The sequence below is a fragment of the Polaribacter sp. Z022 genome, assembly GCF_023555495.1.
Classification (GTDB): domain Bacteria; phylum Bacteroidota; class Bacteroidia; order Flavobacteriales; family Flavobacteriaceae; genus Polaribacter.
In genome coordinates, this window is the sequence record NZ_JALCZO010000001.1 from 540,417 (window position 1) to 552,558 (window position 12,142).

Genomic DNA, 12,142 nt, shown 5'->3' on the forward strand with positions numbered 1-12,142 from the left:
AGTAAAAATGCTAATAGCAAAAACCAAAGAACATGAAAGGAATTTTAGAACAATATTCAACAACAAAACTAGAAGACGTAAAAGTTTGGTTTAAGGCTGCCTCTGTAAATGATTTTCCAAAAGATGGTGGTGCTTGTGTAAAATATAAAGATTTACAAATTGCAGTTTTTAATTTTACCAGATTAAATAAATGGTATGCTTGTCAAAACTTATCACCAGAAAAACAAGAAATGGTGTTAAGTAGAGGTATGATTGGAGATCATAAAGGTATTCCAATGGTTGCATGTCCTTTACATAAAAAAACATTTTCTTTAGAAAATGGCGAAAATTTAAATGGAGATTTAGATGCTATTGCTACATATCCTGTAAAGATTGAACAAGAAAATGTGTATATTGGCTTTTCAGAATAAAGCCATATATGAAACCAACAAGATTTGAAACTGCCATTGCATTAATAGATAAGAAAAACGCAGAAGACATAAATACTTATCAAGTTGCTGATATCGAATATCCTAAAGAGTTGTTATATTCTCAAAGGATGACAAGAAAATTATTGCAGTTTGATCCTAATGCATCAAAAGCATTGCAAATTTCTGCAAGAGCACAACACATTTGTCGTTGGAAAATTGCAAGAAAAGAATATCCAATGGATAGAGTTGGGTATTTAAAATGGCGTGAAACTCTAAAAAAAATGCACGCAGAACTTACTGGTGAAATTTTGCAACAAGTTGGTTTTGATGATCAGTTTGTAGATAGAGTACAAAAAATTATTCTTAAAAAACTTTTAAAGAAAAACGAAGAAGCTCAAGCTTTAGAAGATACCACTTGTTTGGTTTTTTTAGATTATTATTTCGAGGAGTTTGCTGCTAAACATACAGATGAAAAAGTAATTGATATACTAAAAAAGACTTGGGTAAAAATGTCTGACAAAGGGCATGAAGCTGCTTTAAAAATACCTTTTTCTGATAAAAGTTTAGCACTAGTAAAACAAGCTATTTCGTAATAAAGAGTATAATTCTATGACTAAAAACGGCAATTCATTAGACCAAAGAACGTTTGATAAATTAAGTCGTTTGTATGTAATTGCGCTAAGTACAATAGCGCTTTCTGTTATTATTAGCCAAATTTTAGTACGCAATCATTTAAAAACTCAACAAAGTGATTCTACTGTAATTAATATTGCTGGTAGACAACGAATGTTAAGTCAGAAATTAACAAAAGACATAGTTTCTTTATCTGTTTATTCTGATAAAAAAAATAGAGAGCTACTTAAAAATAAAATTTCAGAAACCCTTACTTTATGGGAGTTATCTCATAATTCACTTCAAAAAGGAAACAAGAAATTAGGCTTACCAGAACATAATAGCGATAAAATTAAATCAAAATTTAATGAAATAAACCCAGTTTTTGAAACCATTAAAAATGCTTCAACATCAATTGTAAAAAAATTAGATGAGCATTTAGAAATATCAATAGAAGACTTAGCAATAAATATTAAAAATGTAACAGATAATGAAAGTTCTTTTTTGGTGCTTATGGATGGAATTGTAAATCAATATGATTTAGAGGCAAATAAAAAAGTGTCTTGGTTAAGTAAGTTAGAATTCTTGTTAATGGGCTTTACTTTATTAATTCTTTTAGGAGAATTATTATTCATTTTTTTACCAGCTGCAAAATCTGTAAAAGCAACACTTTCAGAATTGTTGTTTGCAGAAAAAAAGGCTAAAAAAATGGCTTTTGATGCAGATGAGTTAAGCATTGCCAAAGAAAAATCCATGAAAGAATTAAAAGCATTAAGTCATGCTATGGATGAAACTTTGTTATTTGCTAGAATTTCTCCAAAAGGAAACTTAATTCATATGGGTAACAAGTTTTCGCGCTTGTTTAAATTATCAAAATTTACAAAAGAAGAGTTGTTTTGGAATGTTTTGTCTACTAATGAAAATGAACAAACAGCTTTAGAACTTTTAATAGAAAAATTTAAAAAAACGGGTTGGCAAGGAGAAGTAAAAGCAACTACTAAAGAAGATGTTGACATTTGGTTAGAAATGTCTATTATTCCTTTTAGACCCACAGAAGATAAATTAGAATTACTTATTATAGCTTCAGAAATTACTGACAGAAAAGCCGCTCAATTAGAAATAGAAAGGTTGACAAAAGAGAGTTTTGAAGAAAAAATGAGTCAACAAAAAATTATTTCTAGCAAAATTATAGAGAACCAAGAAAAAGAACAAAACAGAATTGCCAAAGATGTGCATGATGGAATTGGGCAAATGTTAACAGGTTTAAAATATAATTTAGAAAGCATTAATGTTGATGATATTGAAAAAACAACTTCAAAAATTGAGCATTTAAAAGAATTAACAACTAATATTATAAAAGGTGTTAGAACTGCCACATTTAATTTAACACCACCAGAATTATCAGATCATGGTATTGTGCCTGCAATTACCAAATTAACTCAAGAACTAGGAAGGTTAACAGGCAAAGAAATAGTATTATATAACAAAACTAATTTTAATCAAAGATTAGATTCTTTAGTAGAAATTAATATTTATAGAATTACTCAAGAAGCAATTAATAATGCCATAAAATATGCAGATTCTTCAAATATTTTAGTGTCACTTTCTCATAGTAAAAATATTTTAAGCATTGTTATAGATGATGATGGTAAAGGTTTTGAGCCAGCAAAAGTTAAGAAGGTAAAAAACGGAGATGGAGGTATGGGTATGACTTTTATGCGAGAGCGAATTACCTATATTGAAGGGCGAATGTTTTTAAATTCTGAAATAGGTAAAGGAACAAGAGTTACATTAAATATACCTATTTAAAAATACGTAGTTTTTACTTAAAAACCTTATTTTTGTAAGTATAAATTAGTTACAATTATGATAAATGTAGTTTTAGCAGATGATCATGTTTTAGTTAGAGATGGTATCAAAGCGCTTTTAGAAGATCAAACAGGTATAGTGGTTATAGATGAGGCTTCTAATGGTAAAGAAGCTTTAGAGGTAGTGTCTAAAAACAAACCACATGTGTTAATTATAGATATTCGTATGCCAGAAATGAATGGAATAGAGGCTGTAGCTGAAATTAAAAAACATTATAAAGATGTAAAAACGTTAATGCTTTCTATGCACGATTCTGAAGAGTATGTTGTTAAATCTATTCAAGCAGGTGCAGATGGTTATCTTTTAAAAGGAGCAAGTAAAGAAGAATTTATTAAGGCAGTTAATAAGGTTGCATCTGGAGGTAAATATTTTACAGGAGATGTTTCTTCAATTATCATGAACAATTTTGTGAATGGTACTGCTACCAAAGTTGAAGAACCTAAACCTGTTGCAAAAGAATTACCTTTTAAATTAACTAAAAGAGAAAAGCAAATACTTAGTTTGGTTTTAGAACTAAAAAACAACAAAGTTATTGCAGAAGAACTTCAAATTAGTAAAAGAACTGCAGAGGTGCATCGTTTTAATTTAATGAAAAAATTAGAGGCTAAAAATCTTCAAGAGCTTACTAATAAAGCTAAAGATTATCAATTAATATAAGGTTTATAGTATTTTTAGTTTTCAATAAAAGTAATATTTAAAATTATTTTTATGAATTCTTTAAAATAGTTATTACGTAATTGTTAATCTAGTAATAATTTAAATATACGTATTTTTTAACTATAAAATTAAGTATTTATACTTAGTTTTGTGATTCAATAATATGTATTATGGCAACTTTAACACAAGAAAAAGCTACTAAATTAAGCTTATTAGATTTTAAAAACATTTCAACACGTACATTTTGGATTACGTCAATTTCATTTTTCCTATGTTTCTTTTCATGGTTTGGAATTGTTCCTTTTATGCCAGATGTGGTAAAAGATTTAGGTTTAACACCAGATCAAAAATGGAATTCAATAATTTTAGCGGTTTCAGGAACCGTTTTTGCACGTTTACTCATAGGTAAATTATGTGATAAATACGGACCAAGATTATGTTATACTTGGTTGTTAATGTTGGGTGCAATTCCTGTTATTTTGTGTGGATTGGTTCAAACACCAACTCAATTTTTAGTATGTAGATTATTTATTGGTTTTATTGGAGCTTCATTTGTTATTACACAAGTACATACTTCGTTAATGTTTGCGCCAAATATTGTAGGAACTGCAAATGCAACTTCTGCAGGTTGGGGTAATTTAGGTGGAGGAGCCAATAGATTAGGAATGCCTTTAATTGCAGGAGCAGTTGTTGCTTTTGGTGTTGCAGATGGTGAAGCTTGGAGATACTCTATGGTAATTGCAGGTATTGTGTGTTTTTTAATGGGAATTGTATATTTCTTCTTTACAAAAGATACACCAAAAGGAAATTTTAAAGATTTAAAAGCATCTGGAGAAATGATTGCTACTAAAAAAGACCAAATTGGCTTTTTAGAAGTATTAAAAGACTATAGAGTTTGGATTCTTTTTGTTGTTTATGCTGCAAGTTTTGGAATAGAATTAACAGTTTATGGAACAATGGATGATTATCTTCAAAACACATTTCAATTAGAAAGAGTTACAGCTGGTAATATTGTTTTGTCATTTGCTTTAATGAATATTTTTGCAAGAACTTTAGGAGGTTTTTTTGGAGATAAATTTGGAAAATTAAAAGGATTAAGAGGGCGTGTTTTATTTTTATCTTTTATTTTATCTATACAAGGTATCATGTTAATTTCTTTTTCTGGAGCAACAAGTTTAATTGTTGGTATTGTACTTTTAATCTTATTTAGTTTAAGTGTTCAAATGGCAGAAGGAGCAACTTTTTCGGTAGTTCCTTTTATTAATAAAAAAGCAATTGGTTCAGTTTCAGGAATTGTAGGAGCAGGTGGTAATGTTGGTGCGTTTTTAGCAGCAATGTTGTTAAAATCTAAATCTGCAGTAGCAGAAAAAGCTGCAATTGTAGCAAATGAAGGTTTAGGAGATGAGGTAATTAAAACAGCGCAATCTGTTGCATCTTCTAGTGCAGTTTCTAGTGGATATTTATTAATAGGTTTTGTTGTTGTAGTTACAGCTTTAGTTTCTTTAACTATTAAATTTTCAGCAGAAGAAGAAAATGAAGAAGCTCCTAAAGGTGTAAATAATTTAAAACCTGAGTTAATTCCTGTTACAGTAAAAAGCTAATTATTTGGTAGTATTTTTATTGATATAAAAATTCAAAGTATTGTTTTTTAGGGTATTCAGAATAATAAAACCAATGTTTGGTTAGTAAAATTTTAATGTCGTATTTAGTGTAAAATGTAAGTCTATATGATAAAAAATGAAGTAAAAACAACATGTTCATATTGTGGAGTAGGTTGTGGAATTATCGTAAAAAAAGACATTAACAATAAAGTTTTTGTTGAAGGAGATAAAGATCATCCTGTAAATAAAGGACTTTTATGTTCTAAAGGGATGAATTTGCATTATGTTGCCAATGATACTTCAGATAGAATTTTATATCCAGAAATGCGCTGGAGTCGTTCACATCCTAGAGAACGTGTTTCTTGGGATACTGCTTTAGATAGAGCAGCCAACGTTTTTAAATCAATTATAAAAAAACATGGTCCAGATTCAGTTGCATTTTATGTTTCAGGACAAAGTTTAACAGAAGAATACTACATAGCTAATAAACTTACAAAAGGGTTTATAGGAACCAATAATATAGATACCAATTCTAGATTATGTATGAGTTCTGCAGTAGTTGGATATAAGAAAACTTTTGGAGAAGATAGTGTGCCAATTTCTTACGAAGATATAGATTTAGCAGATTGCTTTTTAATAACAGGTGCAAATCCTGCTTGGTGTCATCCAATATTATTTAGAAGAATAGAAAAACGAAAAGAAGAAAATCCTAATGTAAAAATTATTGTAATTGATCCTCGTAAAACAGATTCTGCAAATTTTGCAGATTTACATTTACAATTAAAACCAGGTACAGATGTAGTTTTGTACAATGCAATTGGTAGACGTTTGTATAAAAAAGGTTTAATTGATGAAGATTTTATAAAAAAACACACGCAAGGTTTTGATGCTTATAAAGAAATAATCTTTGAAACAACTTTAAAGAAAGCATCTAAAATTTGTGGTGTACTAGAAAATGATATCGAAAAAGCTGCAGAAATGATTGGTCTTTCTAAAGGATTTATCAGTATGTGGGCAATGGGTTTAAATCAAAGTGTTGTGGGTACAGATAAAAATGTATCACTTTTAAATTTATCGTTAATTACGGGTCATGTTGGTAAACCAGGTTCTGGGCCATTTTCTTTAACAGGTCAGCCTAATGCAATGGGTGGTAGAGAAGTTGGTGGAATGGCTAATTTATTAGCAGTTCATAAAGATTTAAATAACGAAGAACATAGAAGAGAAGTTGCACAATTTTGGGGAGTAGATAAAATATCTCCAAATCCAGGTTTAACAGCAACAGAATTGTTTGATGGGTTAGAAAGTGGAAAAGTAAAAGCAGTTTGGATTGCAAGTACAAACCCTTTGGTTAGTATGCCAAATTCTCATCAAATAGAAAAAGCTATGGCAAAATCTAAGTTTGTTGTAGTGCAAGAAATATCTCACAAAGCAGATACTCTAGAGTATGCAGATTTGGTTTTACCTGCAGCTGCTTGGTTAGAGAAAGAAGGAACTATGACCAATTCTGAAAGAAGAATATCATATTTACCAAAAGAAATAGAAGCGCCAGGAGAAGCAAGACCAGATGTAGAAATATTTTGTGATTTTGCACAAAGAATGGGCTTTAGAGGATTTGATTTTAATGGAGCAGAAGAAATTTATGATGAATATGCTTCAATGACAAAAGGCACAAATATTGATGTTTCTTTCTTAAATTATGAGCGTTTAAAAAACGAAGGTACTTTTCAATGGCCAGTAAATGAATTAAGAAGTAAAGGAACTCCGCGTTTATTTCAAGATAAAAAATTCTATACACCATCTCAAAAAGCAATTTTTAATGCGCCTTCAACAATAGAAAATACATCCGTAAAAACAAATGATGATTTTCCGTTAATTTTAACTACAGGACGTATTAGAGATCAATGGCATACAATGACAAAAACAGGAAAAGTGTCGCGTTTAAAAACCCATTATCCTAAACCTGTGTTAGAAATAAACCCTGTAGATGCTTATTTAAAAAACATTAAAGATGGAGATATTACAGAAATAAAAAGCAGAAATGGTGTTATTAGAGTGCGTGCAAAAGTTACAGATGCAATTAAAGAAGGGGTTGTTTTCTTACCAATGCATTGGGGTAAAGTTTTAAAAAGTAATTTAAACAGAGCTAATAATTTAACAAATACACATATAGATCCTGTTTCTAAAGAACCCGATTTTAAGTTTACAGCGGTTTCTGTTGCTAAATACAAAAAACCTAAAGAAAAAATTATAATTGCAGGTGCAGGTGCAGCAGCATTTCGTTTTTTGCAGAATTATAGAGATTACAATCAAGTAGATGAAATTCATGTTTTTTCTAAAGAAACAAACTTATTTTACAACAGAGTTTTATTACCAGAATACATTACAGAAGAGCTTTCTTGGGAACAATTATTAAAAATTAAAAATGCTGAATTAAGTAATTTAAATATTAATATTCATCCAGAAACTATTATAGATAAAATAGATAAAGACACCAAAACAGTTACAGACTCTAAGGGAAAAACACATACGTTTGATAAGTTAATTTTAGCTACAGGAAGTAGACCTTTTATACCTAAAGATGTTCAAATAGATTTACCTGGTCGTTTTACTATGCGTAATAAAATAGATGCAGATAGTTTTAAAACGTATTTAGATAATACAGGTTTACCTCCAGAAGAACAACATGTAGTAATTGTAGGTGGTGGTTTGTTAGGTTTAGAGTTGGCTGCAGCAATGAAGCACAAAAATGTAAAAATTACAATTGTGCAAAGAGCATCTAGATTAATGGAACGTCAATTAGATAAAATTTCTAGTAAATTATTATCTAAAGATGTACAAGAAAGAGGTATTCAAATTTATTTTGATAACGAGGTTAGTACTGTTTTTGATGATGAAGATACAGGCGAACTTACCATCAATTTAAAATCTGGAAAATACATAAATGCAAATGCAATTGTATATGCAATTGGTACAAGACCAAATATAGAAATTGCAAAAAATAACGGAATTAATTGTGGAAGAGGTGTAAGAGTAAATCAACATTTACAATCTTCTCATCCAGATATTTTTGCTATTGGTGAAATTGCAGAATTTGAAAACAAGTTATTTGGTATTACATCTGCAGCAGAAGAACAAGCAGGTATTTTAGCCAACTTTATTGCTGGAGATATAAGTGAAGCTTATAAAGGTTCTGTGTTAATGAATATTTTAAAATTTAACGATTTAAACTTGTGTAGCATTGGAGAAATTTCGGTTCCAGAAAACGATCCTAGTTACGAAGAGGTAATCTTTACAGATATTTCTAAAGGATATTATAAGAAATGTATAGTTAAAGATGATTTGTTAATTGGAGCAGTTTTAGTTGGTGATAAAAATGAGTTTGCAGAATTTAAAACCTTAATTGAGAGTAAGATAGAAATGTCTGATAAACGTGATACTTTGTTAAGAGGCTCTTCAAATGATACACCAATGTTAGGAGAATTAGTTTGTTCTTGTAGTCAAGTTGGTTCTGGAAATATAGAAGAGGCTATAGCTTCTGGATGTACAAATTTTACAGAATTATGTAACAAAACAGGTGCAGGTTTAGGGTGTGGAAGTTGTAAAACTGAAGTAAGAGAAATATTGAACAATTCAAAAGTAGGAGTATGAGCAATCAGTTAAATAGATTAATTGTAAAAGGTGGAGTTCTATCTCCTGGAGAATTAAATTACATTTGCGAATCTGTAGAAAGTTTAGGTTTAAAAACCATTTCTTTTGGAGCAAGACAAGATATTTTATTACCAAAAGATATTACTTCAGAAGATTTAACTCAATTTGAAAAATTAAAAATTGTTGAAGCAGGTGAGGTTGGTGTAGAAAACATAGTATCTTCTTATGTATGTGCAGATATTTTTCCAAGTACTTCTTGGTTAACAGGTGATAGATACTTGTATCTTTTAGAGCAATTTGGTGCAAAATCTAAATTAAAAATCAATTTAACAGATCCAAAACAACGTTTAGTTCCTTTGTTTACAGGAAACATAAACTTTATAGCATCAGACCATGAAGATTATTGGTATTTATATGTTAGATTACCTGGATGGAGAAAAACAAAAATGTATCCTGCATTAATTTATAGTTGGGATTTGCACAAAATAGAAACAGCTATAGAAGACATTCTACAAGAAGAACCAGAAACTATAGAAATGATTTTTGATTTGGTAAGTGATGCTGTAGATACCAATAATAGAACAGTAGATAAACCTTTAGAAGTTCCTTTTTATCCTTTCCCTTATTTTGAAGGGATGAACAAAATAGGAATGGATAAATATTGGTTGGGTTTGTATTGGAGAAACAATAAATATGATATTTCTTTCTTAAAAGAAATGTGTAAATTATGTTCAGAAAATAAAATTGGAAAAGTATCAATTACTCCTTGGAAATCATTTATAGTAAAAGGAATTCCTAAAGAATCTAAATTGGTTTGGGAAAAGTTTTTAGGTAAAAGAGGTATTAATGTTCGTCATTCTATGTTAGAACTAAATTGGCATTTACCTGTAAATAATCAAGATGCGTTAAACTTAAAAAAATATTTAGTTTCTAATTTCGATCAAAATGATATTAGTACTTATGGATTAACTTTTGGAATTACAGATTACAGTAAAGTTGCTTATTATTTTACTTCTGTTGTAGTCGAAAAAAATAAACAACCAGAAATGATTGGTAATTTTCAAACAAGAGATACGTATAACTTATTGTATGCCAAAAATTTTGACCCAAATACAAGAGAATACATTATGCATGTGCAAGATGTAGATAAAGTTGAATTACCTGGTTTGTTAATGGAATTAAGTCAGTTGTATTTTGATCAATTAGGAAGTGAAACTAAAGAGGAAAAACAAATTGAAACTAAAAAAGAACTCACTGAGTTAGAAGTTTATCAATGTAAAGATTGTTTAACTGTTTATGATGAATCTTTTGGAGATATTACCCAAAATATTGCACCAAAAACTGTATTTAATGAACTTCCAGAGAATTATGAATGTTCGCTTTGTGAGGCTCCAAAAACAAGTTTTGAAAAGGTGGTTTTGGTAAAATAAACTTAAAAGTTTAGCAACCTCCTTCTGCTGTTTTTTTCTTTTTTTGTCTTACAACAATTCTTTTTTTCTTAGGTTTTGGTTTGTTAATAATTTTAGATCCTGAGTTTTTTAAAGATTCATTTATAAATGCATTAATGTCATTTTTATAAGTTTCTACAGGACTATTTTTTGTAAAAAAGTTATTTTGAATATACTTTATTTCTAAGGTTAATAGTTTAATATTATCATAACCCAATTGAGATAAAAGCAGGTAAGGTAAATTTACTTCTTCAGGATTATTACCAAATAATAAAACCGTTTTATTTTCTTTTTTAAACGTTTTAAAAAGGTTTAAATTTTCTTCGGATAAAAATTCTGATGGTTGAATATTAATTGCATTATTTAAACTTCCTTTTTCAAATTCAAATGTGTTTCTAATATCAATTAACACGTTGTTGGTATCAGAAATTTCACTAATACTAGCCAAATATTTATGTTGGGCTAGTATTTTTAAAGTTTGTTGAGATGTATAAACAAAAGTGTTTTTAGGTCTCTTAAAAGTAAAAAGACCAATTAAAACTGCTAAAATAAAAAGTGTTGTAGCAATAGAAATTCGCTTCGTTTTTTCTAATTCTTTCATATCTTAATGTGTTTGTCTGTTTAAAAATTTAGCAACCTCCTTCTGCAGTTCTCTTTTTCTTTTTAACAGTAATTATTTTTTTAGGAACTATTTTACGAACACTCGTTGTTTTTGCTTGATCTGGATAAGCAACACCAAAAAACATACTTGCAGCTTTTCTAGTTGCATATAATTCAAAAGTACTTTTTGGCATATTTTCATTAGGCATTTCTGGGTTTATTATTGTAGTAAACCATTCATTCAATCCGCCTTTTAAAACATGTAAGTTGGCGTATTCTAATCTATTACAAAGTGCCCAAGCTTGATCTGCATAAAAATGATCATTAGAGAAAAAAACTACATCAAATTGGTCTTGATTTAAGTAAGATTCAAACTCTTCATCTAACAATTTTTTTAACGGAATATTAATGGCATTTGGTAGTGTATAATTATCATAAGCTTCTTTGCTTCTTACATCAACTAAAATAAAAGAAGGATCTTGACTTATAATTTTTTCAGAAATTTCATCTGTAGAAATATATCTTTCTTGACTAATTATATTGCTTAACAATTGGTCTGCAAGTATGCCTTCATTCTTTTCGTATTTTGGCAGAACAACTAATCCTCCAGCAAGTATAATTAGTACAAATGCCATTACTGTGTATCTAAATGATCCTATTTTTGCAAGCTTTTTTTGATTCATCATCTTGTTTTTAATATTAATAGAATACCTTTTTAATCTTTTTTCTAACAAAATCTGCAACCACAAAAGCAACAATTGCTATTAAAGAAAATATAAAAATTGTCCAATAAGGATTCCATCCAAAAGAATCAATTAAAGTGATGTTTCCTAAGAAATATCCATTATAAATAGGTTCAAAAAAAGTATACAATTCAGAAAAAATAAAGATTCCAATAAACATTCCTAAAACATAAACCCAAGCATCTAATTTACCAATGGCAACACCACATAAACTTGTTCCTGGGCAAAAACCACCAGCAATAAAACCTACACCCATAATTGCACCTCCAATTATTGCGCCCCAAATGTAAGTTGGATGAATGTATAGCTCACCTACTTCTACATAACCTAAATAATCTAAATAATAAATTCCGATAACAGCTACTACTGCAGCAGTAAAAAACACTTTTAAAACAGCAAAATCGTATCCATAAAAAACACCTGCCATTTTTCTTGATGATGAAAATCCAGAAGACTCTAAAACAAACCCAAAAGCAATTCCAATACAAATAGCAATTATGCTATCCCAATGAGAAGAAATGATGTTATTAGCAATTAAAAGTTCCATAATTTAT

General features: G+C 29.2%; 10 protein-coding genes. 7 read left to right on the top strand and 3 right to left on the bottom strand.

Annotated features, from left to right (window positions below; translation table 11 throughout):
* Positions 1-32: 32 nt before the first annotated feature.
* The 7 genes from nirD (at position 33) to MPF13_RS02485 (ending at position 10,227) form a co-directional block, all read left to right on the top strand.
* Positions 33-410, top strand: coding sequence for a nitrite reductase small subunit NirD (gene nirD, locus MPF13_RS02455; protein ID WP_249980724.1), 378 nt, complete (start codon positions 33-35; stop codon positions 408-410).
* A gap of 8 nt (positions 411-418) precedes the next feature.
* A complete protein-coding gene (locus MPF13_RS02460) occupies positions 419-1,003 on the top strand; it encodes a DUF4202 domain-containing protein (protein ID WP_249980725.1) in 585 nt (194 codons plus the stop codon).
* Between the two features lie 16 nt (positions 1,004-1,019).
* Positions 1,020-2,831, top strand: coding sequence for a sensor histidine kinase (locus tag MPF13_RS02465; protein ID WP_249980726.1), 1,812 nt, complete (start codon positions 1,020-1,022; stop codon positions 2,829-2,831).
* A 57-nt stretch (positions 2,832-2,888) separates the two neighbouring features.
* Positions 2,889-3,548 carry a response regulator transcription factor gene (locus tag MPF13_RS02470; protein ID WP_249980727.1) on the top strand — a complete coding sequence of 220 codons (660 nt, stop codon included), beginning with the start codon at positions 2,889-2,891 and terminating at the stop codon, positions 3,546-3,548.
* A gap of 170 nt (positions 3,549-3,718) precedes the next feature.
* Positions 3,719-5,149, top strand: coding sequence for a NarK family nitrate/nitrite MFS transporter (locus MPF13_RS02475; RefSeq protein ID WP_249980728.1), 1,431 nt, complete (start codon positions 3,719-3,721; stop codon positions 5,147-5,149).
* A 126-nt stretch (positions 5,150-5,275) separates the two neighbouring features.
* Positions 5,276-8,797, top strand: coding sequence for a nitrate reductase (locus MPF13_RS02480; protein ID WP_249980729.1), 3,522 nt, complete (start codon positions 5,276-5,278; stop codon positions 8,795-8,797).
* Positions 8,794-10,227 (top strand): rubredoxin domain-containing protein, encoded by a 1,434-nt coding sequence (locus MPF13_RS02485; protein ID WP_249980730.1) that lies wholly within the window; start codon positions 8,794-8,796, stop codon positions 10,225-10,227. Before MPF13_RS02480 ends, MPF13_RS02485 begins: the two co-directional genes overlap by 4 nt.
* A gap of 10 nt (positions 10,228-10,237) precedes the next feature.
* On the opposite strand, the gene MPF13_RS02490 is transcribed toward MPF13_RS02485, so the two are convergent.
* Genes MPF13_RS02490 through MPF13_RS02500 form a run of 3 tightly spaced genes read right to left on the bottom strand, consistent with a single transcriptional unit; the run spans position 10,238 to position 12,135 of the window.
* A complete protein-coding gene (locus MPF13_RS02490; RefSeq protein ID WP_249980731.1) occupies positions 10,238-10,846 on the bottom strand; it encodes a rhodanese-like domain-containing protein in 609 nt (202 codons plus the stop codon).
* A gap of 28 nt (positions 10,847-10,874) precedes the next feature.
* Complete coding sequence (locus MPF13_RS02495) at positions 10,875-11,528, bottom strand: rhodanese-like domain-containing protein (RefSeq protein ID WP_249980732.1); 654 nt, start codon at positions 11,526-11,528, stop codon at positions 10,875-10,877.
* Positions 11,529-11,544: 16 nt separating this feature from the next.
* On the bottom strand, positions 11,545-12,135 hold the full coding sequence (locus MPF13_RS02500; RefSeq protein WP_249980733.1) for a YeeE/YedE thiosulfate transporter family protein: 591 nt from the start codon (positions 12,133-12,135) through the stop codon (positions 11,545-11,547).
* Positions 12,136-12,142 lie beyond the last annotated feature (7 nt).

Bases quoted from the DNA above. Each gene is read 5' to 3' on its own strand.
- nirD (WP_249980724.1), top strand. From the start codon at position 33: ATGAAAGGAATTTTAGAACAATATTCAACAACAAAACTAGAAGACGTA.
- MPF13_RS02460 (WP_249980725.1), top strand. From the start codon at position 419: ATGAAACCAACAAGATTTGAAACTGCCATTGCATTAATAGATAAGAAA.
- MPF13_RS02465 (WP_249980726.1), top strand. From the start codon at position 1,020: ATGACTAAAAACGGCAATTCATTAGACCAAAGAACGTTTGATAAATTA.
- MPF13_RS02470 (WP_249980727.1), top strand. From the start codon at position 2,889: ATGATAAATGTAGTTTTAGCAGATGATCATGTTTTAGTTAGAGATGGT.
- MPF13_RS02475 (WP_249980728.1), top strand. From the start codon at position 3,719: ATGGCAACTTTAACACAAGAAAAAGCTACTAAATTAAGCTTATTAGAT.
- MPF13_RS02480 (WP_249980729.1), top strand. From the start codon at position 5,276: ATGATAAAAAATGAAGTAAAAACAACATGTTCATATTGTGGAGTAGGT.
- MPF13_RS02485 (WP_249980730.1), top strand. From the start codon at position 8,794: ATGAGCAATCAGTTAAATAGATTAATTGTAAAAGGTGGAGTTCTATCT.
- MPF13_RS02490 (WP_249980731.1), bottom strand. From the start codon at position 10,846: ATGAAAGAATTAGAAAAAACGAAGCGAATTTCTATTGCTACAACACTT.
- MPF13_RS02495 (WP_249980732.1), bottom strand. From the start codon at position 11,528: ATGAATCAAAAAAAGCTTGCAAAAATAGGATCATTTAGATACACAGTA.
- MPF13_RS02500 (WP_249980733.1), bottom strand. From the start codon at position 12,135: ATGGAACTTTTAATTGCTAATAACATCATTTCTTCTCATTGGGATAGC.